General features: G+C 66.8%; 15 protein-coding genes. 11 read left to right on the forward strand and 4 right to left on the reverse strand.

Features of this window, described 5'->3' with window-relative positions; translation table 11 throughout:
* The first annotated feature begins 70 nt into the window (after window positions 1-70).
* Together A4E84_RS11790 and A4E84_RS11795 are read left to right on the forward strand one after the other, a co-directional pair.
* Entirely contained in the window at window positions 71-1,093 is a 1,023-nt protein-coding gene (locus tag A4E84_RS11790) for a Gfo/Idh/MocA family protein (RefSeq protein WP_062926521.1), read from the forward strand.
* 199 nt (window positions 1,094-1,292) lie between these two features.
* Window positions 1,293-2,051, forward strand: coding sequence for an SDR family oxidoreductase (locus A4E84_RS11795; RefSeq protein WP_062926522.1), 759 nt, complete (start codon window positions 1,293-1,295; stop codon window positions 2,049-2,051).
* Window positions 2,052-2,331: 280 nt separating this feature from the next.
* Here the strand turns inward: A4E84_RS11795 and A4E84_RS11800 are convergent, their stop codons facing one another.
* Window positions 2,332-3,318 (reverse strand): aldo/keto reductase, encoded by a 987-nt coding sequence (locus tag A4E84_RS11800; RefSeq protein WP_062926523.1) that lies wholly within the window; start codon window positions 3,316-3,318, stop codon window positions 2,332-2,334.
* A 57-nt stretch (window positions 3,319-3,375) separates the two neighbouring features.
* Window positions 3,376-3,702: a hypothetical protein gene (locus tag A4E84_RS11805; protein WP_062926524.1), complete on the reverse strand. Its 327-nt coding sequence runs from the start codon at window positions 3,700-3,702 to the stop codon at window positions 3,376-3,378.
* 226 nt (window positions 3,703-3,928) lie between these two features.
* On the opposite strand from A4E84_RS11805, the gene A4E84_RS11810 reads away from it, so the two are divergent.
* From A4E84_RS11810 to A4E84_RS11820, 4 genes are all read left to right on the forward strand, one after another.
* Window positions 3,929-4,486 carry a DoxX family protein gene (locus A4E84_RS11810; protein WP_062926525.1) on the forward strand — a complete coding sequence of 186 codons (558 nt, stop codon included), beginning with the start codon at window positions 3,929-3,931 and terminating at the stop codon, window positions 4,484-4,486.
* 56 nt (window positions 4,487-4,542) lie between these two features.
* Window positions 4,543-4,884 carry a MazG-like family protein gene (locus tag A4E84_RS11815; RefSeq protein WP_062931408.1) on the forward strand — a complete coding sequence of 114 codons (342 nt, stop codon included), beginning with the start codon at window positions 4,543-4,545 and terminating at the stop codon, window positions 4,882-4,884.
* Window positions 4,885-5,615: 731 nt separating this feature from the next.
* Window positions 5,616-7,046 (forward strand): restriction endonuclease subunit S, encoded by a 1,431-nt coding sequence (locus A4E84_RS40575; RefSeq protein ID WP_079128946.1) that lies wholly within the window; start codon window positions 5,616-5,618, stop codon window positions 7,044-7,046.
* The gene (locus A4E84_RS11820) at window positions 7,043-8,590 is read left to right on the forward strand and encodes a class I SAM-dependent DNA methyltransferase (RefSeq protein WP_062926526.1); all 1,548 of its coding nucleotides are present in this window, start codon (window positions 7,043-7,045) and stop codon (window positions 8,588-8,590) included. The genes A4E84_RS40575 and A4E84_RS11820 overlap by 4 nt, the downstream gene beginning before the upstream one ends.
* A 130-nt stretch (window positions 8,591-8,720) precedes the next feature.
* Here A4E84_RS11820 and A4E84_RS40580 read toward each other — a convergent pair whose 3' ends face one another.
* The gene (locus A4E84_RS40580) at window positions 8,721-10,310 is read right to left on the reverse strand and encodes an HNH endonuclease (RefSeq protein ID WP_237304893.1); all 1,590 of its coding nucleotides are present in this window, start codon (window positions 10,308-10,310) and stop codon (window positions 8,721-8,723) included.
* Between the two features lie 220 nt (window positions 10,311-10,530).
* On the opposite strand from A4E84_RS40580, the gene pglW reads away from it, so the two are divergent.
* Entirely contained in the window at window positions 10,531-15,234 is a 4,704-nt protein-coding gene (gene pglW, locus A4E84_RS11830) for a BREX system serine/threonine kinase PglW (protein WP_062926527.1), read from the forward strand.
* A gap of 72 nt (window positions 15,235-15,306) precedes the next feature.
* Window positions 15,307-19,038: a BREX-2 system adenine-specific DNA-methyltransferase PglX gene (gene pglX, locus A4E84_RS11835; protein WP_062926528.1), complete on the forward strand. Its 3,732-nt coding sequence runs from the start codon at window positions 15,307-15,309 to the stop codon at window positions 19,036-19,038.
* On the opposite strand, the gene A4E84_RS11840 is transcribed toward pglX, so the two are convergent.
* Window positions 19,039-19,701, reverse strand: a complete 663-nt coding sequence (locus tag A4E84_RS11840) for an ATP-binding protein (protein ID WP_062926529.1) — start codon at window positions 19,699-19,701, stop codon at window positions 19,039-19,041. It lies immediately after the preceding gene.
* A 185-nt stretch (window positions 19,702-19,886) separates the two neighbouring features.
* Here A4E84_RS11840 and A4E84_RS11845 point away from each other — a divergent pair, with 185 nt between their 5' ends.
* The 3 genes from A4E84_RS11845 (at window position 19,887) to A4E84_RS11855 (ending at window position 22,549) form a co-directional block, all read left to right on the forward strand.
* On the forward strand, window positions 19,887-20,759 hold the full coding sequence (locus A4E84_RS11845) for a helix-turn-helix domain-containing protein (protein ID WP_062926530.1): 873 nt from the start codon (window positions 19,887-19,889) through the stop codon (window positions 20,757-20,759).
* Window positions 20,756-20,959 (forward strand): DUF397 domain-containing protein, encoded by a 204-nt coding sequence (locus A4E84_RS11850; RefSeq protein WP_062926531.1) that lies wholly within the window; start codon window positions 20,756-20,758, stop codon window positions 20,957-20,959. Before A4E84_RS11845 ends, A4E84_RS11850 begins: the two co-directional genes overlap by 4 nt.
* A gap of 144 nt (window positions 20,960-21,103) precedes the next feature.
* Window positions 21,104-22,549 carry an ATP-binding protein gene (locus tag A4E84_RS11855; RefSeq protein WP_062926532.1) on the forward strand — a complete coding sequence of 482 codons (1,446 nt, stop codon included), beginning with the start codon at window positions 21,104-21,106 and terminating at the stop codon, window positions 22,547-22,549.
* Window positions 22,550-22,686 lie beyond the last annotated feature (137 nt).

The following is a 22,686-nucleotide window of genomic DNA, read 5'->3' on the forward strand; positions in this document are numbered from 1 at the left end:
GCGTCGATCGCCACCTATGCTCTCAGCTCGTACGCAGTGCTCGGGGTCACGAGGTGGAGGCGGGGCGGCAATGACGGCGGACACGGTGCGGTGGGGGATCCTGGCGACCGGCGGGATAGCGGGCGCGTTCACCGCGGATCTGATCGACCTGCCGGACGCGGAGGTCGTGGCGGTGGCGTCGCGGTCTCAGGCGTCGGCGAAGACGTTCGCGGAGCGGTTCGGGATCCCCCGGGCCTACGGCGACTGGAACGCCCTCGCGCAGGACGACGACATCGATGTCGTCTACGTCGCCACCCCGCACACGGCGCACCGGACCGCCGCCGGGCTGTGTCTCGCGGCCGGGCGGCACGTGCTGTGCGAGAAGCCCTTCACGCTGAACGTGCGCGAGGCGGAGGAACTCGTCGCGCTGGCGCGGGAGCACGACCGCTTCCTGATGGAGGCGATGTGGATGTACTGCAATCCGCTGGTACGGCGGCTCAAGGCGCTCGTCGACGACGGGGTGATCGGCGAGGTGCGCAGTGTCCAGGCCGACTTCGGGCTGGCCGGCCCGTTCCCGCCCTCGCACCGGCTGCGCAATCGGGAGCTGGGCGGCGGCGCGCTGCTCGATCTGGGCGTGTATCCGGTGTCGTTCGCGCAGCTGCTGCTCGGGGAGCCGTCGGACGTCGTGGCGCGGGCGGTGCTCTCCGAGGAGGGCGTCGACCTCCAGACGGCGGCGGTGCTCTCCTTCGACAGCGGCGCGCTCGGCTCGGTGCACTGCTCCATCGTGGGCGGTACGGCGACCTCCGCGTCGGTCACCGGCTCCCAGGGCCGGATCGACATCCCGCACGGATTCTTCTTCCCGGACCGTTTCGTCCTGCACCGGGACGGCCGTGACGCCGAGGAGTTCACGGCCGACCCGGCGGACGGCCCGCGCAACAGCATGCGCCACGAGGCGCTGGAGGTCATGCGGGCGGTGCGCGCCGGCGAGACGGAGTCCCCGCTGGTGCCGCTGGACGGCACGCTCGCCGTGATGCGGACGCTCGACGCGATCCGCGACCGCGTCGGTGTCCGCTACCCCGACGAGACGGGCGAGCCGGAACTGACGCCCGCCTGACGCCCTCGTCCCGCCTGACACCCTCGCCCCGCCGGGGACACCGGGCCCGCCTGGGCCGCCTGGGACACCGGGCCCGCTTAGGCCGCCTGGGACACCTGGGCCGCCTGGGCCACCGGCCTGGGCCACCGGGCACGCCTGGGCCGCCTGGGCAACCGGGCCTGCTTGGGCCACCGGGGAGCTCCCCGTACGCTGCGGGGCCATGAATGCCAAGGAGAATGCGATCGCGGTGGTGACCGGGGCGGGTTCCGGCATCGGCCGGGCGGTGGCCGTGGAACTGCTGCGCACGGGCTGGTCGGTGGCGCTGGCGGGCCGGCGCGCGGAGACACTGGAGGAGACGGCGGCCCTGGCGCCCGGGGCCGCGTCTGTGGCGGTACGGACGGACGTCTCACGCCCCGAGGACGTGAACGCCCTGTTCGCGGCGACCGTCGAGCGCTTCGGCCGGGTCGACCTGCTGTTCAACAACGCCGGCACGTTCGGCCCCGGCGGCGTCCCGGTCGAGGAACTGCCCTACGAGGCCTGGCGGCACGTGGTGGACACCAACCTCAACGGGGCGTTCCTGTGCGCACAGGCGGCGTACCGGCAGATGAAGGCGCAGGACCCGCAGGGCGGCCGGATCATCAACAACGGCTCCATCTCCGCGCACACGCCCCGCCCGCTGTCGGTGGCCTACACGGCGACCAAGCACGCGCTGACCGGCCTGACGAAGTCCCTCTCCCTGGACGGGCGGCCGTACGGAATCGCCGTCGGACAGATCGACGTCGGCAACGCCGCCACCGACATGACGTCCCGTATGCAGACGGGAGCACTCCAGGCAAACGGGGAAGTCGCCCCGGAACCCGTGATGGACGTCGCGGACGTGGCCCGCACGGTACGGCACATGGCAGAGCTGCCGCTGGAGGCGAACGTGCAGTTCGCGACCGTACTGGCGACGGCGATGCCGTACGTCGGACGCGGCTGAGCGCGCGACGGAGTTCGTCAACTCGTCAACCTGCACAAACGGAATAGCGACGTCCGCACCATTGCGGCCGGTAGGGGACCTATGCTCAACTCTCCTACACCAAAGCTTCACAGTTGGAGCAGATCGCTTCCGTCGGCCACATCCGGGGGGGGAGGCGGCAGTCGTTCCACCGCACCGGGTGGGGGTGGATTCCGCGAGGGACCGCGGAGTACGCACCGGTGCGCGTGGAACGGCTGCCGCACACATCAAGGACCGGCCGGCCGACCGAGGTTCCCGAGGGTCACCGCCCGAGCAACCGGTCGACCTCGGCGAGCTGCGCGCCGGTCAGAGCCCCTTTCTCCATCGCCCCCGCGTTCTCCTCCGCCTGGGCGACCGACCGGAAGCCGGGGATGGGCACCGTGTGTGCGCTGCGTGCCCACAGCCAGGCCAGGGCGCCCTGGGCGAGTGTGCGGCCCTCGCTGGTGAGGACATCCCTGAGGGCGTCGACGCGGGCGAGCCACTCCGGGTCGGCGCCGGACCCGTCACCGAAGCCCTGTAGCCACGCCGGGGGCCTGCTGCGGATGTCCCCCGCCTCCAACGCCTGCCCGTCCCGGCGCTTGCCGGTGAGCAGCCCCATGGCCAGCGGGCTGCGGTTGATGCTCGCGAGGTCCGCCTCCTCACACAGCCGGAGCATCGCGGGCGCGTCGTTCAGGACGTTGAGGGCGTGCTGGACGGCGGCGCAGTGCGGGCCCTCGGCGAACACGGCAGCGCGTTCGGGGTCGTCGGTGCTCCACGCGTAGGCCCGTATCAGCCCCTCGCGGACCAGTTCCTCGCACGCCTCCCGGAGCGGGGCGGCCTGCTCGGGACCGGCGTCGGAGAGATGGAGCTGGTAGAGGTCGACGTAGTCGGTGCCGAGCCGGTCCAGGGACGCGGTCAGGGCGCGGCGCAGATAGGCCGGGGAGTCGTCGCTCCCGGTGAGAGTGCGGCTCTCCTCGTCGAACACGTTGCCCCACTTGGTGGCGACGACCGCATCGGCCCGGCGCTTGCCGAGGGCCCGGCCCAGCACGCGTTCGCTGTGCCCTGCCCCATAGGTGTCGGCCGTGTCGAAGAAGGTGACACCCAGGTCGAGGGCGCGCCGCACCGCCCGCACGGACTCCTCGTCGTCGACCTTCCCCCAACCGAGCGGCTGCCCGTCTGCGGCCTGCCATTCCCCGCCGATCGCCCAGCACCCGAAGCCGAGTGTGCTCACCTCGATGCCGCTGCGTCCGAGCGGTCGTGTGGTCTCCATGCCGGAGAGGCTAGGAGTTGGAGCGCACACGAGCACAAGGCCTGCGGGGTCGGCGCTTCAGGCCTGCCCGGTCTCGAAGCGCGTGATCCTGCCGTCGTCGTCCACGGTGAAGCTCCACCGGGTGCGCATCTCGCCCCAGGTGTCGTTGCTGTACCGGACGAGGAGGGAACGGCCGCCGTTGGACTCGTTGTCGACCTCCATGTGGCCGTGCGAGGAGAAGATCTCCCGGTCCACCCAGTCGTCGAGGTCCCGGACGGAACCGTCGTCCGTCATGGTCGCGCCCGGCGCGAGGAGCGCCATGAAGCTCTCGCGGTCGTGGTTGTTCACGGCGGCTACGAAGGCCCGGACGGCCGGATCGCTCAGGCGCGTGGTCTGAATCGTCATGCGAGCCAGCCTCGTACCGGCCACCCCCGCCCGCCACCCGTGCCACCCGAACGGCGTCCCGGACGGGTCCGCGGGGTGTCGGGGGGTGTGAGGGGTGCGACGGTGGAAACGCAAGGGAGGCAGGCGTTCCTCTGTTCCTGCTGCCTGTTCCTGCTGCCTGTTCCTGCTCTCTGTTCCTGCTGCCTGTTCCTGCTCTCTGTTCCTGCTGTCTGCTCCGGGAGTCGATGTGAGGCGTAACGACCGACGTGATCTGGGCCTGCTGCTGCTCCGGCTGGGGACGGGCGGTGCGCTGGCCGCCCATGGCGCGCAGAAGCTGTTCGGCTGGTTCGGCGGGCACGGTATCGAGGGGACCGGCCAGTTCATGGAGTCCGTCGGCTACGTCCCCGGCAAGGCGAGCGCGACGGCGGCGGGCCTCGCGGAGACCGGCGGCGGCACACTGCTGGCCCTGGGCCTGGCCACCCCGGCCGCGGGCGCGGCGGCGGCCGGCGCGATGGCGGGGGCGGCAGCGGTACACGCCCCGAACGGCTTCTTCAACCAGGGCGGCGGCTACGAGTACGCGGCGACGCTCGGCCTGACGGCAGCGGGCCTGGCCGTCACCGGCCCGGGCCGCCTCTCCCTGGACCACCTGCTCGGCCACGCGGTGAACCGCGGCTGGATGATCCCGGTGGCCTTCGCGGCGACGGCGGCGGGCACGGCGGTGGTGGTGGGGTCCCGGGCGAGGCGCCTGCGGAAGGCGAAGGAGGGCGAGCAGGAGGCGTTGTTCGAGGAGGAGTACATGGAGTAGGGGGCGGGGGCCGGGACGCGGGGCGTTGTCAGTCCCCCATGGCAGGCTGCGCCCTCATGAACGAACAGTCCCCCGCCCCTGAACTCTGGTCCACCATCGACGACTTGTACGAGTGGCTCGACACGAACTGCCCCGTCGAGGGTCGCGAGGGCCTCCTCCTGCGCATCCTGAAACTCTCCGAGGAAGTGGGCGAGGTCTCGCAGGCGGTGATCGGGGCGACGGGGCAGAACCCGCGCAAGGGCGTCACACACACGTGGGAGGACGTGGAGGCGGAGTTGTGCGACGTCGTCATCACGGCGCTGTTGGCGTTGCGGGCGCTTACGCCTCAGGCGAGGGAGATGTTCGGGGGGCATTTGGAGCGGGTGCGGGAGAGGTCGCTGGCCTCGGCACCGCAATGATCCGAATACCATGACCGCATCTGGCGCGGCCTGAACCCGAACACACCGAGGACAATCCTGTCGACGCCGGCGCTGGCGAGCGCCGCCCGGTCGGCTGCCGGCGGAGCCGCCGTCCGTGGCCGCCGACGTGACGACGACTTCCCGGTCGTATCCCGAACTGCTCGACGCACGGTACGCCGCGCGCTCACCGCGCGTCGACGGTTAGCGGCAGGCGACCCGATCGTGCTCTGCGGGCTGCCCCTGACCGAGTTCTTCACGCCTACTGGGCCTGTGCGCTCGACGGCGCCCTGCCCGTGGCCATCGCCGAGCACCCCGCGCAGGGTTCCCTGACCTCCGCGCCGGGAACGCGGAGGATGCCGTGGACTGCTGGTGCCGCGAGCAGGCCCTGGCCATGATTACGGCCGAGGCGATAATCGCAGCGTCGGGGACTTCTGGTAGACCTGGTGGCGCATGATCGTCATCCGCACCCTACCTGCTAGTGACATTGTGGACAAATCGCATCGCAGAATTCTCCTGCGCAGCCGCATCGCGAGGAGTACGGCAGCGGCGGCCGCAGCACAGCCATGTATTGCAGGCGACTGCATTCCGGTTCCACCCAGCCACGCATGTAACACTCTGTCGACTGGTGAAAAAATGCAGCACTCTGAGTGACAGGTTCCGGGGGCGTGCGTATTCAGAGCACTGAAAGCAACGTGTGCGCCACTTCTTCCTGGGCTGAATGGAGAATCATCATGAGCGAGAGGGAACTTCCGACAGGATGGGCGTACGCTCGCTTGGCGGATGTACTCAGCGAACCGCTCCTCAACGGCCGATCCGTAAAGACTGCGGCTAACGGATTCCCCTTTCTCCGCCTTACGGCGATCACAAGGGAGGGAGTGGATTTATCCGAACAGAAGAATGGGGCATGGACGCAGGCGCAAGCTATGTCGTTCCTCGTATCCGATGGAGACTTTCTCGTATGTCGCACGAACGGTTCTCTCAAGCTAGTTGGACGGGGAGCGCTCGCACGGAATGTGGACTCTCCAGTAGCCTTTCCCAGTAACATGATTCGCGTCAGACCACATCCAGAGGTTATGACACCCGAATACCTGGCGAACATATGGGAGTCCCCGCTCGTCCGCTCCCAAATCGAGGAATATGCGCGCACCACCGCACACCGCGCCTATACGATCAGCCATGACATCTTGGCAGATATCCGCATACCCTTGCCGCCGATAGCAGAACAGCGCCGCATCGTCAAAGTCCTGGAATCCCATCTTACCCGCCTCAGTGCTGGACAATTCAGGCTTCAGAGAAGCATCTCACTCGCACACAAGCTCCGCTCAGCGGTCCGAGATACTGCAATTTCGGGAGGCACTCCATTCACCGCGACCTCCAGCCACTGGAGATGGGGAAACCTAAGCGACGTTATTGCACGGATCGAGACGGGGAGATTTCTCCCCTGCGAACGCCGACCCGCCGGAGAAAACGAGTGGGGCGTAATCAAAGCCAGCGCTATGACACGAGGAATTTTCGACAATGATGAACACAAGGCAGTACAGGCCGACACGAACATCGACCCGCAGGACGAGATAAAGCAGAATGACATATTAGTCAGCCGCGCCAACACCGCGGCGCACGTAGGCGCTGCGGTCCTTGTAGGTTCATGCCGTCCACGACTGCTGCTCAGCGACAAGAGCCTTCGGCTTGTCCCGAAGGATGGAATAGAGAAGACATGGCTCATCCAGATTCTTTCATCACCCCATGTCCGTAGAGTTATCTCAAGTATGGCCACCGGCACCCTGGAGTCGATGCGGAATATCACTCAGCAGAGTCTGATGAGTATACAAATCCCTATCCCATCCCATGAGGAACAAGCTAGAATCGGCGAATCGATCAAATCTGACCTTGAGCGGATTGATCAGCTGACAGGGACACTGGAGCCACTCCGGCTTCAGTCGGAGTATCTAAGACAGTCCCTCCTGACTCGCGCCGTCGAGGGCCAACTCGTTCTTCAGGATCCCGCCGACGAGCCGGCCAGCGCACAACTCACCCGCATCCGAGCCGAGGGAGAAGCGAAAGGACGCAGGAGGCAGACCACGCGTCGGCGTCCCCGCAGGTCGGATCTTTCATCACCGTCATCCCTCGCCCGCGCTGCCATTCAGCTGGAGTTCGAACTTTGACACGCGCATTCCCCACCCAGTCAAACAAAAATGTCAACCCGCTGGCCACCAAGCTCTGGGAATATTGCAATGTTCTCCGTGACAGCGGTTTATCGACCGCCGAGTTCGTCGAACAGCTCACGTATCTCATTTTCCTCAAGATGGCTGATGAGATCTCCTTCGGGCCCACCCCAGAGGAGAAAGCACACACCGCCATCACGCAAACCGGATACTACTGGAACTTCCTGAGGGAAAATACGGGTTCGGATATCGGAGACCAGTACCGTGCCGTCCTCGCCGAACTCGCCAACGAGACCCCTGCTACTACGGTTGGCACTCTCTTTGCAGGCAGCCAGAATCGCGTCCCCAATGACGATCTCCTCCGAAAATTGATCGTCGATCTGGTCGACGCAGTGGACTGGATGGGAAGGGCCACCGATTTCAATGGTGACGCATTCGAGGTACTGCTTTCCCGAAGCGCAGAAGACACCAAGACCGGGGCGGGCCAGTACTTCACTCCACGCCCACTCATCAAAGCAATAATGGATGTGGTACAGCCACGGCCGACCGACACCATCACAGACCCTGCCTGTGGTACCGGTGGCTTCCTCATAGCCGCGTACCACTACATTCTCGAGCATCATAAGCAGGAACTATCCCCGCAGGAATTCCAAGCACTAGGGTCGGGCAGAATCTGGGGACAGGAACTGGTCCCGAACACCGCACGCCTGGCTGTGATGAACATGCTGCTGCACGGCCTGGGTTCCGCCGCCGGACAATCGCTCATCGCGACGGGGGACGCTCTCCTCACACAACCGAGTCGGCACGCTTCCCTCGTCCTCGCTCATCCGCCGTTCGGCAAGAAGTCTGCGATAACGTCCTTCGGCAGAAACGGCGTGGTGGAGAAAGAGAACGATCACTACCCGCGCAACGACTTCCGGATCACCACCACTAACAAACAGATCAACTTTCTTCAGCACATAATGTCCTTGATGGCGATGAATGGGCGCGCAGCTGTCATCGTCCCCGACAACGTGCTGTACGAGAATGGCAGTTGTTTGACGCTGCGCCGTCGCCTGCTTGATGATTTCGACCTGCACACGATTCTGCGACTTCCCACCGGAATCTTCTACGCCAGTGGCATCAAAGCGAACGTCCTCTTCTTCGACAAGAGGCCACGCATCGAAGGAAAGCCCAACACCTCCAAGCTCTGGGTCTACGACTTGCGAACTGACATGCAGTTTTCACTCAAGCAGAAACCGCTGCAACAAGCTGATTTGGCCGAGTTCGTCGAAGCCTGCCTACCGGGAAAATCTCACACGGACAGGGTCGAGACAGAGCGCTTCAGGTGCTTCCCCTACGACGAACTGGTCGCCCGTGACCATCTCAACCTGGACCTCACCTGGGCGGAGGGCTCAACTCTTGATGACGCCCGCAGCGCCCCTCACCCTGGAGTGATCGCCAGGGAGATCGTCGAGAACCTGGAGGCCGCTCTGAACCAGTTTGCTTCCGTCGCCGAGGAACTTGGTGGTGAGCCCTGGCTTCGGACGGACATGCAGCAATAGCCGTTCCCTCGACTGCGATTGACCCATTCCGGACCAACGGGAGCAGCCGTTCGCACGGTGCGGACTGGAGCGAGGCGGCCGGACCGGGATTTCGTAGCCAAGCACCCATCCATAGTTCCGGCTTGAAGTGTCAGGCCGAGCCGAGGCTGTAGCTACTACGGCCGCACAGCCCTCTGTGGTATTCGACGCACGCTTCGTCGATGACATGCTCGGGATGGCGTATCAGAGAGCTGATGAGTTCCCCGTCTCTGCTCCGCCGCACCTTCCACTCCTCGTCGATGAAGAGGAAGAGCCTGTCGAACTGGACATGATGGTTGGGGCAGAGACACAACATGTTGGACAGTCTGTCCGGTCCGTCGTGTGGGGTTCCCAGCCCTTGGATGTGTGCAGCCTCGCTGTAATGACCGAAACGTGTCTCCAGCTGCACTCCACATACCTGGCACCCGTGCTGATAGAGCAGCTTGATCTCCCCGACGAGGCGGGGATCGCGATCGGGGCGCGATGAATTCACCTGTCGACGCGTTCCGCGCCCAGTGGTCTCATCCGCGCCGTCTCGCCCCTCGGCATCCTCGCCTGCGTTTCCGCTGGCATGGGCGTATCCGGCCAGGCCGAGGCGCGTCAGGAGGGCTCCCTGGTCGGCATCCTGAAAGTAGGTGGTGCAGAGCAGGCCGATCGCTTCAGCACGGGTGAGCGGCTGCTTCAGAAGCTTCGCCACCTCGGGCCGAAGCCCTGCCGAAATTCCGGACTCAGCCAAGGCCACCGCCAATGCCGAGTCGAGCCCCTCCTCCTCCGCTCCTTCCACCTCCCACAGTCCGCTGCTCCGTAGGTGCCAAAACGGGTCCTCAGGTGCCGCGTCGATGCCAGAGCCTCCGAACTCCAGCAGGAGTGGACCGATCTCGGCTTTGAAGTCGTGCCATGGCACAAGGCGGCTCTGCCCCGAAACGAGACGGCTGATGGACCACAACAACGTCAGTGATCCGTGGTACGTACTTGACTCCTCCGGCAAGCCGGCGTCCAAGGTCCCGAGGGCACGAAGGAGCCCCTCGCGCCCCAGCTTGACTGCCGCCGACACAGCAGCCTCTCCGCTCGTAGGTCGGCCTACGGCGGTTACGTCCCCGCTCACCAGTCTGTTCAGCAGCCCAAGGTGTCGTCGCCGCTCCGCAGCCCGCACCAGTGTGAGGTAGCGCACCTCCTTACCCAGGGCAAGGGCGCTCAAGATGGGGGCCGCCGGTATCTTGAACTCCACGACATCGCCCAGAGCCATGATGTGTTCCCAGGTCCGCCCGTCCTCGAGCTGTCCCCAGATAGCTCTGGCCAATTCGGGATTGCGGAGCAGCCTCAGAATGCGGGCACTGGCGATGAACTCCTTCTCGGCGTAGAACAACACCTCGTCGCCGACCTTCTGCCCCCGCAGCGCGGCGCCTTTGGGATGGCTTTCCTTCTTGACAGGCGTCGCGCCCCACAGCTGCGCCACCCCGTCGGGAAAGAGTCGCTTGAGTGGTACGGCGTCCTCGCCCAGGACGTGCTCATACTCCGCGAGCCGGATGCCCTTCCGTATCGAGCGGTCGAAGTTCCGAGGCCCACGGAGACTGGGCCCACCTCTGGGCTGCAGTACCCACTGCACCGAGGCCTCGGCTTCCCTGGCGGGATCCGTACCATCCTGATTGTCCGTTACTGCGCCGGCCTCGAAGCTCGGGCGGTCACCATGCTCATTCCCCATAGTGATCAGATTTTCATACTAACGAGGGTGGCTTGTCGGGGACTTGGACAAGCAGTCGCAAGTGGCTCTGCTTGAGCGGCGGCCGGGCGCTCCCGTGCCCGAGGTTGATCACTGACACTAGGCAGCGCCTTCCGTGCCCCAGCCGCTACGATCTGAGCCGGGGATTTTGCTGCCTGAGCAGCAGCAATCGGTACAGAGCGACACGAAGCGGGGATGGCACATGCGGGACGGCCGGTGGACCGCGGTCACCGACTCCGAGTTCCAGCATGAACACCGGGGCCTGGAGGCCATCCGCGAGAAGCTCCCGGACAACGACCCGTGGCGGGCCTGGTCGAACTTCACGTTCACCGCCCACACCGGCCACGTCCGGGAAGTGGACCTGCTCGTGATCGCCCCGGGCGGGGTCCACCTGATCGAGTTGAAGGACTGGCACGGCTCCGTCGAGTCCCGCAACGGCACCTGGCTGCAGACCCAGCCCAGCGGCCGGCAGATCCCCCACGGCAACCCGCTGCACCTGGCCAACAAGAAGGCCAAGGAACTGGCCGCGCTGCTCAAGCAGCACGGCGAGAAGGTCTGGGTCTCCGAGGCCGTCTGCTTCACCGACTCCTCCCTGCGCAACCGGCTGCCCGCCCACGATCGCAACGGCGTCTTCACCGTCCACCAACTGGCCGAGATGCTGAGGGAGCCGCCGAAGGACGAGTACCGTCGGATCGACGCCGCGCGCTCGCGCCGGATCAAGGCGGCCCTGGAACGCATCGGCATCGCGCGCAGCGACGCCGAGTACAAGGTCGGCCCGTATCTGCTCAGCCGGAAGGCGTTCGACTCGGGCCCTACCTGGGCCGACTACCTGGCCCAGCACAGTGAGCTGCCGGAGGCCGCCCGCGTCCGTGTCTATCTGCGCGAGCGCGGTTCCGACGCCGAACTGCGCGCATCCGTCGAGCGGGCCGCCCGCCGCGAAGCCGCTGTACTGCGCCACTTCCGGCACCCCGGTGTCGTCCAGCTCAAGCAGTACGACCCCTCCGGCCACTCCGCGGGCCCTGCTCTGATCTTCGACTTCGATCCACGGACCCTGCGCCTGGACGAGTACCTGATCCAGTACGGCGAGAAGCTGGACATCCTCAGCCGGATGGCGCTGGTGCGGCAGCTCGCCGAGACGGTGCGCTCGGCGCACGGCCGACGGATCTTCCACCGCACCCTGGCGGCCCGCGCGGTCCACGTCATCCCCCGCGGCCGTACCCCCCGGGGCGACGCCGAGAGCGAGACCGGCGCCTGGTCCAGCCCGCACCTGCAGATCTCCGACTGGCAGGTCGCCGTCCAGCGCAGCTCCGAACACGGCGTGGCCGGCAACGGCGAGCGGTTCGCCCCCACGACCTTCTCGCGCGCCGGTGCACATCTCGCCGAGGGCGCCGACCCGTACCTGGCCCCGGAGCTGACCGCGCTCAGGCCCGACCCGGTCGCCCTGGACGTGTACGGACTCGGCGTACTCACGTATCTCCTGGCCACCGGCAGGCCCCCGGCAGCCAGTCAGGCCGAACTGGTCGCCCGCTACGAGGCGGGCGAGGGCCTGCGCCCCAGCTCCGTCGTGGACGGCCTCTCCCCGTACATCGACGAGCTGGTGCAGGCGGCCACCGCGTACGACGTCTCCGCCCGGCTCTCATCGGTCGACGACTTCCTGGAGATGCTGGAGGTCGTCGAGGCGGACCTGACCGAGCCTCCGGCGGACGAGGCCCCGCGTCCGGCCGAACCCGAGAAGGACCCGCTGGACGCGGTCGCGGGCGATGTGCTGGCGGGCCGCTGGGAGGTCAGGCGCCGCCTCGGTACGGGCTCCACCAGCCGCGCGTTCCTGGTGCGGGACCTGACCGCCGGCCCGGATGTGCGCTTCTCGAAGTCGCTGGCGGTACTGAAGGTCGCGACGTCGGACAGCCGCGGCGAGGTGCTGCGCCGCGAGGCCGAGATCCTGGGGCGGCTGCGCCCGGACTCCCGTGTGATCCGGCTGGTCGAGCCGGAGCCGCTGCTCATCGGGCCCCGCACGGTCCTGGTCATGGAGTACGTGGGCGACGAACGCGAGGAGGGCGCCGAGCCGTCCACACCGGGCGCGAAACGTCGGCGCCGGGAGGAGACGGTCGCCCGGCAGCTGCGCGAGTTCGGCCGCCTTTCCGTGGACCAGCTCGAGGCATACGGCGACTACCTGTTCGGCGCGGTGGACTTCCTCGAGGGCGAGGGCGTGTGGCACCGCGACATCAAACCGGACAACATCGCGATCCGTATCCGCCCGAACCGCACCCGCGAACTCGTGTTGATCGACTTCTCACTCGCGGGCTACCCGGTGAACGAGACCGCGGCGGGCACGGACGGCTACCTGGACCCGTTCATCGGCACGCTCACCGACCGCTCGGTCTACGACGCCCACGCCGAGCGCTATGCCCTGGCCGTCACCCTGCACGAGATGGCCTCCCGAGAACTCCCCGTGTGGGGCGACGGCAAGGTCTCTCCGCGCCAGACCGACGCGGAGAAGGAGCCCTACCCGAAGATCGCCGCCGACGCCTTCGACCCGGCTGTACGGGACGGCTTGGTCGCGTTCTTCCACAAGGCTCTGCACCGGGACGCCTCCCAGCGCTTCCCCGACCTCAAGCCGATGCGGGACGCCTGGAAGAAGATCTTCCTCGCCATGGACGAGGCGAAGCCCTCGTCCCGCCGCCCGTCACGGCACGCGGCGCCCCCCGCACAGGGCGAGGCAGCGCAGCCCACTCCGGATGCCGCCATCCCGGAGGCCGAGGAGGAGAGCGCCGAGCAGCAGCGCGAGCGGCTGGCGGAGCGCGCCGACCGGGACACCCTGATCTCGTCGTCCGGCCTGAGCCCGGCCGCGGAGTCGTTCGTGTACGGCCTCGGCGTCAACACCGTCGGCGAGTTGCTCGACTACAGCCAGCGCCAGCTCGTCAACGCCCCCGGTCTCGGTGCCAAGACCCGCAAGGAGGTCCTGAGCCGCATCAAGCAGTGGCGGCTCAAGCTCGCGGAGAAACCCGCCGCCCCGCTCACCCCCGAGGGCCGCAAGGCCGCGAAGGAGGAGCTGTCGGCAGCCGAGGCCGCGGCGGCCAGTGCGGTGGCGGCGAACGGCGGTGCCGGTGCGGACTCGCTGCCGGAGCGCGCACTGCGCAGCGTCAGCCTCGACACCCTCGCCACGGTGTTCGTGCCGCCGCTGCGCAAGGACGGTTCGAACCACAACGAGTGCGAGATGGTGCGGCTGCTGCTGCGCCTGCCCAACGAGCAGGGCGTACTGCCGTCGGAGGTCGGGGTCTGGCCGACCCAGACGGAGGTCGCGCACGCGCTCGGGCTGTCGCGGGGCCGCATCCCTCAGATGCTGAAGAACCAGCGGACCCGCTGGAAGAAGCACCCGGCGGTACGGGCGCTGCGCGCCGAGGCCCTGGACCTCCTGCACGACCTGGGAAGGGTCGCTTCGGCGGCGGAGATCGCGGACGCGCTGACCGTGCGGCGCGGCACCCAGCTCCAGGAGCGCGATCAGCGCCGGGCGCTGGCCCTGGCCGCCGTACGGGCCGTGGTGGAGGTCGAGCAACTCGTCCCGGACGAGGCCGAGTTCCAGCACGCCCCGAACCGCGACGCGGCCGACGAGAGCATGGGCGCCGGGCTGCTGGCGCTGGAGGTGGGCGCGGACGACGCGCCGGACACGCCGTCCGCGCCGGGCTTGCTCCACTACGCCCAGCGGCTCGGCCGTATCGCCGACGACATGGCGGAACTCGACACCCTGCCGACGGCGGCGACCGTGGTGGCCGAGCTGGGTGCCGTCCCGCCGCCGAGTGCGGCGGTGCAGTGGGACGACCGGCGCATGGTGGAGATCGCGGTGGCCGCCTCCCGCCAGGCCGCCGCGACGCCCCGGCTGGAGATCTATCCGCGCAAGCTGCCGCTGGTGCGGGCGCTGCGCCTCACCCAGGCCGGCCTGGTGCCGCTTATCCCTGGGATGCCGGAGGCCGAGCAGCCGGGTCTGACGGGGGAGGATGTCCACGAACGAGTACGGGCGCGCTTCCCTGAGCTGCTGAACGAGCGCGGCGGCCATGCCCTGCCCACGGGCGGTCCGTTGACGAAGGCCCTGAAGGACGCCGGTTTCGAACTGGTGCTGTCGACGCGCAAGAGCACGGGGACGCTGCGGTATCTGCCGAGCAGTCCGGATGGTGCGTCGATCTATCTGTCGTCGGATGCCCGACGGCAGCCGACGGGCACCGTCTCCGCGCACCGCTACTCCGACGACCCGGAACTCGCGTCGGCGGGCACGGCCGAGGACCGGTTGAAGGCCTCGGCCCGTCGGGACGGCTTCCGCGTACTGACGGTGCCGACCGAGTGGGCACGGGATGCGATCGACGAGCTTGGGCGGGAGGACTTCGCCGGCGGGACCGTCGTGGTGTCGGTGGCCGAGCTGTTCGTGCGGGCGCTGCACGAGTTGGTCGACCCGCGGCCCAAGCCCACGTGGGAGACGATCCTGCGTGCGGATGTGGCGAAGGCCGGGACGCCGGGTGCGATGAAGTTCGCCGAGTACGCGGGGACGGCGTGGGGACTGGTGGAGCCTCGGATCGGGGAGCTGCTGGCGCCGCCGGGGGGCACCGGTTCTGGGAACCGTGGCGGCGGGGGCGGGTCGACTGCTCCGTTGCTGCTGACGGACGCCGGGGTCTTCGCCCGGTACGACGCGATGGGCGTACTGGAGCGGCTGGCGGAGCGGGCGCGGGGTGGTGGGCGTGCGCTGTGGCTGCTGTGTCCGCAGAGCGACCCGGCCCGGCCTCCGCGGTTGGGCACGGTGGCGGTGCCGTACCAGTCGGGGCTCGGTGAGTGGATCGTGCTGAATGAGTTCTGGGTGCAGAACGCGCACCGCGCGAAGCCGGAGAGTATCGGGGCCGGGGCCGGGGGCCTACGGGGATGACGCGCTGAGCGCGTGTGCCGCATGCGGAGCCGCTCGCGTGTGGGTGGGGATGACGACAGGAGACGTGACCAGGTGATCGACCGCAAGTCCAAGGCACTGCTGACGGACCTGATCAAGCAGGTGAAGGCGGTCGAGATCGACCTCGGCCAGCAGGTACGGGACGGCGAGACCGTCCTGAAGCCACTGCGCACGGAGTACGGCAAGCTGCAGAAGGCCGATCCCAAGGGGAGCCCGAAGTGGGAGGTCTGGCTGGAGGAGCGGCTGGCCGAGCTGCCGGAGGAGCGTGCCGAGCGGGTGCGGGCGGCGGAGGCGGTCGCGGGGAAGCTGCGGGCCGAGTACGACTTGGCGTTCAAGCTCGGTCGTACGGGGGCGACTTGGAGCGCATGGCTGGACGAGCGGGTCACGCAGGTCGCGGTGGCGTGGGTGCTGGGCACGGTGTTCGTACGGTTCTGCGAGGACAACCGGCTGATCCCGGAGCCGTACCTCACGGGACCTGACGCCGAGCGTCGGGATCTGGCCGAGGCCCGGTACCGGCAGTACGTCGAGGATGAGCAGGACCCGACGTACCGAGGGTGGCTGGAGCGGGCGTTCGCGGAGCTGGGCTCCGGGCAGGCCGGCAAGTTGTTGTTCGACAAGCGGCGCAACCCGCTGTATCAGATCCCGATCTCGCACGACGGGGCGCGGGCGCTGGTGGAGTTCTGGCGGGAGCGTCGGGAAGACGGGGAGCTTGTTCACGACTTCACCGACCCGCTGAACGAGGACGGGACGAAGGGGTGGGACACGCGGTTCCTGGGTGACCTGTACCAGGATCTGTCGGAGGCGGCCCGGAAGACGTATGCCCTGCTCCAGACCCCGGAGTTCGTGGAGGAGTTCATTCTCGACCGGACGATGAGTCCAGTGGTGCGGGAGCTGGGCGGGCGGTTCGGCGAGCTGAAGATGATCGACCCTACGTGTGGGTCGGGACACTTCGTGCTGGGCGCGTTCCGGCGGATGGTCCGGCTGTGGGCTGAGCGGGAGCCTGGGCGGGATGTGCATGAGCGGGTGCGGGCTGCGTTGAACTCCGTGCACGGGGTGGACATCAACCCGTTCGCGGTGGCTATCGCGCGGTTCCGGTTGTTGGTGGCAGCGATGGCGGCGGCGAATGTCCGGACGCTGGCAGATGCTGGACGGTACGACTGGCCGATCCAGCTTGCGGTGGGCGACTCGCTGATCAAGGCTCGGCAGCTTGAACTGACTCTGATTGGCGAGGAATCGGGGGATCCGCTCGCGGAATTCTCGTACGCCACGGAGGATGTACACGATTACCCGAAAATTCTGGAGCACGGACGGTATGACGTAGTGGTGGGCAATCCCCCCTACATCACAGTTAAAGATAAAAAGCTGAACACACTATATCGGGATCTTTATGCATCTTGCTCCGGAACATATGCTCTTTCAGTTCCCTTCGCTGAGCGATTCTTCCAACTAGCGAAAGTTGGGGAGCCCGGCGGTCACGGGTACGGCATGGTTGGCCAGATCACTTCAAACTCATTCATGAAGCGAGAGTTCGGGGCGAGGCTAATTAAGGAGTACTTCGCACACAAAGTCGAACTAACCGAGGTAATCGACACTTCAGGAGCGTACATTCCGGGCCACGGAACACCGACTGTCATTCTAATTGGGCGGCGGCGTTCCGGCAGCAACCGCGCGACACTCGTGCGAACGGTACGAAGCGTTCAAGGCGAGCCCGCACCCCCCGAACCCGGGTCGCACGGCTTGGTATGGACAGCAATCATGAAGCAAATCGACGATCCAGGCTCTTCCAGCCAGTGGATCTCGGTAGACGACCTTGACCGCGAGCTCTTCTTCAACAGGCAGCCGTGGATGCTGGGTGATGGCGGTCTCGAAGTAGTCGAGAGCCTCAACCACGCTGCATTCAGCAATCTCGGCACGCTCACGGACGCAATCGGTCGCACCACTCACACAGGATTGGATGACGCCTTCTACTTGGCCGAAACGGCTACTAAAAGGCTAAAGATCCAACCTTCCTGCGTTCCAGTAGTACTCGGAGACGGAGTGCGGGATTTCACGATTGACGCCCCAACAGCTACTTTCTTCCCGTACGATCAAAACGGCGATCCCCGCGATTTGACATCTGCAGATTGGACGTTCCTCTGGCCCAATCGAGCTATCCTTCAACAGCGAGTCGACTTCGGCCAGACACCAGCAGCGCGTGGCCTACGCTGGTTCGATCACAGCATGTTTTTCCCTCACAGATACAGGGCTAACCTATCTATTACCTTCGCCTTCGTTGCAACACATAACCACTTCGTGCTGGATCGCGGCGGCAAGGTTTTCAAACAGTCTGCACCTGTTATCAAGCTGCGGGAAGGTTCTAGCGAGGAAGAACATCTTAACCTGCTCGGACTGCTCAATAGCTCGACCATCTGCTTCTGGATGAAGCAAATGAATTACGGAGGTGGGGGTGATCCTGTAGGCGGCGAAGGCGCACGGGTGAGCTCCCAGCCCTGGTCTGAGCGCTATCAGTTCAATTCAGGCGTGATGCGAGACCTGCCCCTCCCAATGGGCTACCCCACTGAACTTGCCACTATTCTCGATACGCTCGCCCAGCAACTCACTAGCATCAGCCCTCCAGCCATAACCGGATCCACCCCCACGGCCCCCGCCCTCCGGGAAGCTCGCACCAAGTGGGAATCCGCCCGAGGTCACATGATTTCCCTCCAAGAGGAAATGGACTGGCAGGTCTACTCCCTCTACAACCTGCATTCCGAAGACCTCCGCGCCCCGGAGTCCGAGGTTCCCGAACTCGCCCTCGGTGAACGGGCCTTTGAGATCTCGCTCGCTCGGCGCGTTGAGAGGGGTGAGGCATCCGACGAGTGGTTCAAGCGTCATGGGTCCACTCCCATTACCGCGTTGCCCGACCACTGGCCGGACGCATACAAGGCCACCGTCCAGAAGCGCATCGACGTCATCGAGTCGTCCAGGGCCATCGGCATGGTCGAGCGCCCCGAGTACAAGCGCCGCTGGGCCACTGAGGGTTGGGACGCACTTCAGGAGAAGGCCCTGCGATCCTGGCTACTCGACCGCATCGAAGCCCGCGAACTCTGGCTCCAGGACGGCCAGCCGACCATCCTCACCCGTGCTCAACTCACCTCCGCCCTGTCCCTCGACGAGGACTTCGTCTCCGTAGCCGACCTGTACGCACCCCGCAAGGAGCTGGCGACCGTCGTCGCGGATCTCCTCGCCAATGAGCACGTCCCCTTCCTCGCCGCCCTGCGCTACAAGCCCACCGGCTTGAGGAAGCGCGCCGACTGGGAGCATGTCTGGAATCTTCAGCGTCAAGAAGACGCCGCTCCGGACGAGCCCTCCAAGCGGAAGATTCGGGACTCCATCCCCGTGCCGCCGAAGTACACGTCAGCCGACTTCCTCAAGCCGTCCTACTGGCGCGCCCGTGGAAAGCTCGACGTTCCGAAGGAGCGGTTCATCTCCTACGCCACTGGCCCGATCTCCGGTACTCCGGACCTGTTCGGCTGGGCGGGCTGGGACCACCGTGAGCAGGCCCAGGCCCTCAGCACGTACTTCACGAACCACGACGAGCTGTCCGACGAGCAGATGACCCCGCTACTCGCCGGCCTTCTCGAACTCCAGCCCTGGCTCAACCAGTGGCACGACGAGTTCGACGCTCTGTACGGCGGCTCCCCCGCAGCCTTCTTCGCGGGCTACCGGGCGACCAAACAGGGCGAACACGGTCTGACCGACGACGACTTGCGTGCTTGGCGTCCCGGGAAGCCGACCAAGGGCTGATCACCCCGGCGTGCTCTCCCCGCCTTCCCGCACGGAGGGCACGCCACCATCCAGGACGGTCAAGGGCTCGGCCGCGTGCACCCGTAGCGCCGGGCCCTTGTCCAGTCCGAGCTCAACGGCGAGTCCACCAGCCGCGTACGGCTCAGTGCGGACCGTACGGACGGCATGCCACTCGCCCCACACTCGTACTCGCTGCCCAGGCCGCACCATGACAGCCGCGACCTTCCGCCCGACGGGCTCGGGCACAATGTCCGGTGCCTTCAGCTCGGCCCACACGGTCTTGCCGATCCCACACGCGCGCTCGTCCACTCCCCAGCGGTGAGCCAACGCCTGCACGAGCAACAGCCCGCGCCCGCCGGTCTCGTCGTCACCAGGCGCCTGCACTTCAGGCCTGCCTGAGCCCGCGTCGCTGACCTCAAGCCTCAGAAGCCCGTCCTCAAGGGATCGCGCGATCCGTACGCCCACCTGCCGATCGCTCGGCACGCGTACGCGCAGCGCATTGGTAACCAGTTCCGAGAGCACCAACTCCGCTGACTCCAGGACGTCTTGGTTAACGCCCCAGCCTCCGAGCACGGCGTGTAACGCCGCCCGAGATCTCGGCACACTCTGACGGCAACGGGACAGCCGGAACGTGACTTCGCTCGAGCCTGGGCTCTCTGCCATGACGCCCCCTGAGGGTCGGTCGCTGTTGATCAAGTTTTCGCGCTGCAGCGCCAGTTACTGCGATTCACTCACAGCGTTCCGCAGCATATGAATCGGCGCAATATTGCACGAAGCCTGCAAGCCCTGTTTCACTCTTTCGAGTAAGCCCCGCACCCTGCAGGTCTGGCCTCTGGTAGGAGTCACACATGCCTACTGTCAAACCGTCCACCGTGCTCGGACGCCAACTCGGCGAGGAGCTCCGTAAGTTCCGTGAGGCGGCAGGTGTGTCCATGGCCGAAGCGGCCGAGGTGCTCGACTGCACCAAAGGAAAGATCAGCCGCATGGAGAACGGGCATGTACCTGTTCGCGCCCCGGATCTGAACGCGCTGATGCATGCCTATCGGGTCGAGGACTCGGAGACGCGTAGCCGCCTTGGAGCTATGGCGCAGCGAGCCAACCGACGCCGCCGCGACGGCTGGTGGCATCAGTACGGCTCCGTTCTGGGCGACTCGTACCGCGATCAGATCGAGCTGGAGGCCATCTGCGACAGCGTCCGGACCTACGAGGTGCAGTTGATCCCAGGGCTACTTCAGACGGCGGAGTATGGCCGTGCAGTGACGGTTGCTTCACGCGCCTGGAAGACACCTGAGGAGATCGATCAGTTCGTCCAGGTACGGCTCGCCCGGCAGCAACGGCTCACCGACGAGGACCCGATGTCGCTCTGGGCGGTACTGGCGGAAGGAGTCCTCCGCCAGCACGTAGGTGGCCCCACAGTGATGCAGGCCCAACTGGAACACCTCGCAACGATGGCAGAGCGCCCCAACATCACTGTCCAGGTACTGCCGTTCTCGCGCGGTGCGCACTCAGGTATGTTCGGCCCGTACCTGCTGCTGAGCTTTCCTCAGGTGACATCGCTCGACCTCGTATTGACGGAGACCCCGACCGGCAACATCTGGATGGAGCGCGAACCAGAGGTCGCGTACTACCGCACCCTCTTCGACGACGCCCGCACCACAGCTCTGCCACCGACGGAATCGCTCACGCTGATCCGCCGCATCGCCAAGGAGTTCCGAGCATGAGCCAGGACCATCACATAGAGCCCGCACTCGCGGGAGCGGTATGGCGCGCCAGCAGCTACAGCGGCGGGCAAGGCAACTGCGTCGAGATCGCCGACAACATCCCCGCCCTCATCCCCGTCCGCGACAGCAAGCGCCCCACCGGCCCAGTGATCGCCTTCGCCCCCCACGCCTGGCACACCTTCATCTCCCACCTGAGCTGAACCCAGTCACCTCAAGGCCGACCCGCCCTTCACTGCCTTCCGTCGCCTTCGCTCATCACTGACAGTCATCAATTCGATACTCGGATTCTCCATACTATGGTTCACTTGAGTATGTGCAAAACGAGCAAGCTCGAAGGGTGACCCATGCCAGGCTTCGTAGGCCGCACATCCGAGCTGGCCACCCTGGACCGCCACCTCGCCTGGGTACGCGATGGCCGAGGCGATCAGCGTGGTCGGGCCCTGCTCCTCCGCGGTCGGCGTCGTGTCGGGAAGTCACGGCTCGTGGATCTCTTCTGCGAGCGCGCCCAGGTGCCCTACGTCGTTCACCAGGCCACCCGAGGCGAGGACGCCCAACGCGAACGGGCCCGCTTCCTCGCCGAGGTCCGGCACTCCTCACTGCCCGACACCGCTCTCCTCGCCGGCGTCACCACCGTCGCCGAATGGGACACCGCCCTGCGCCAGCTCGCCGCCGTACTCCCGGACGACTCCCCCAGCATCGTCGTACTCGACGAGCTGCCCTGGATGCTCGAAGGCGACCCGGTCCTGGAAGGCACTCTGCAGACCGTGTGGGACCGGGTGCTGAGCCGGAAGCCCGTGCTGCTCATCCTCATCGGAAGCGACCTGGCGATGATGGAGCAGCTCTCCGCCTACGGCCGCCCCTTCCATCAGCGAGGGGTCGAGATGGTCCTCGCTCCCCTCTCCCCCTCCGAGGTCATGGCCATGACCGGGCTCCCGGCCGCCGACGCCTTCGACGCCCACCTGATCACCGGCGGCCTGCCCCTCATCTGCCAGGAGTGGCAGGAGGGCGAGAGCCGCACCGACTTTCTCTCCCGCGCCCTCGACGACCCCACCTCCCCTCTCCTCGTGTCTGCCGAGCGGGCGCTCGCCGCCGAGTTCCCCACTGCTCTCCAGGCCAGGCACGTCCTCTCCGTGATCGGCAGCGGCGAGCGGACCTTCGGGACCATCGCCGCGAAAGCCGGGGCGGCCGATCGACCGCTCCCACCCGGCTCGCTCACCCCCGCCCTGCGCACCCTCGCGGACAAGCGGCTCATCGCCGTCGACACCCCTCTCTCCACCCACCCCGGAGACCGCGACCGCCGCTACCGCGTCGCCGACCCCTACCTCCGCTTCTGGCTCGCCTTTCTGGAACAGGGCATCCCGGAGATCGAGCGCGGGCGCAGCCGGATCGTGGTCGAGGCGGTCGAGCGCGGTTGGACCTCGTGGCGCGGGCGGGCGATCGAACCCGTCGTACGGGAGTCCCTCGCCCGACTGCTGCCCGACGACACGTGGCCGCAGGTGAGAGAAGTGGGCGGCTGGTGGCCCCGTACCAACAACCCCGAGGTCGACCTCGTGGGGGCGGACCGGGCACCGGCACGCGAGATCGGGTTCGTCGGCTCGATCAAGTGGCACGAGCGCGGCTCCTTCGACCGTCGTGCCCTGGCAGCGCTGGCCCGTGACGCCCTGGCCGTGCCCGGTGCCGACGAGGACACTCCCCTGGTCGCGGTGTCCCGCTCCGGATTCTCGGTGGACGGGCTGGCGGCGACGTACGGGCCCGAGCAGTTGATGGAGGCCTGGAGGGCCACTGCGTGAGCTCCCTCCCTCATGTCAGACACGCCCGATACGATCGAAGGCCGTCCCCACTCGTGTGAACAGTGGCGGACGGTGCCTCCGGGGCAGCGTGCGGTGCTGGGCGTCGCTCGCCGTTCCGGTCGACGGGGGACGCGCCG

It is taken from the genome of Streptomyces qaidamensis, assembly GCF_001611795.1.
Taxonomy (GTDB): Bacteria; Actinomycetota; Actinomycetes; order Streptomycetales; family Streptomycetaceae; genus Streptomyces; species Streptomyces qaidamensis.

Excerpts from the sequence above, each read along its gene's own strand:
- A4E84_RS11850 (WP_062926531.1), top strand. The coding sequence starts at position 20,756 with ATGAGCCAGGACCATCACATAGAGCCCGCACTCGCGGGAGCGGTATGG.
- pglW (WP_062926527.1), top strand. The coding sequence starts at position 10,531 with ATGCGGGACGGCCGGTGGACCGCGGTCACCGACTCCGAGTTCCAGCAT.
- A4E84_RS11800 (WP_062926523.1), bottom strand. The coding sequence starts at position 3,318 with ATGGAGACCACACGACCGCTCGGACGCAGCGGCATCGAGGTGAGCACA.
- A4E84_RS11840 (WP_062926529.1), bottom strand. The coding sequence starts at position 19,701 with ATGGCAGAGAGCCCAGGCTCGAGCGAAGTCACGTTCCGGCTGTCCCGT.
- A4E84_RS11790 (WP_062926521.1), top strand. The coding sequence starts at position 71 with ATGACGGCGGACACGGTGCGGTGGGGGATCCTGGCGACCGGCGGGATA.
- A4E84_RS40580 (WP_237304893.1), bottom strand. The coding sequence starts at position 10,310 with ATGGGGAATGAGCATGGTGACCGCCCGAGCTTCGAGGCCGGCGCAGTA.
- A4E84_RS11805 (WP_062926524.1), bottom strand. The coding sequence starts at position 3,702 with ATGACGATTCAGACCACGCGCCTGAGCGATCCGGCCGTCCGGGCCTTC.
- A4E84_RS40575 (WP_079128946.1), top strand. The coding sequence starts at position 5,616 with ATGAGCGAGAGGGAACTTCCGACAGGATGGGCGTACGCTCGCTTGGCG.
- A4E84_RS11795 (WP_062926522.1), top strand. The coding sequence starts at position 1,293 with ATGAATGCCAAGGAGAATGCGATCGCGGTGGTGACCGGGGCGGGTTCC.
- A4E84_RS11845 (WP_062926530.1), top strand. The coding sequence starts at position 19,887 with ATGCCTACTGTCAAACCGTCCACCGTGCTCGGACGCCAACTCGGCGAG.
- A4E84_RS11855 (WP_062926532.1), top strand. The coding sequence starts at position 21,104 with ATGCCAGGCTTCGTAGGCCGCACATCCGAGCTGGCCACCCTGGACCGC.
- A4E84_RS11815 (WP_062931408.1), top strand. The coding sequence starts at position 4,543 with ATGAACGAACAGTCCCCCGCCCCTGAACTCTGGTCCACCATCGACGAC.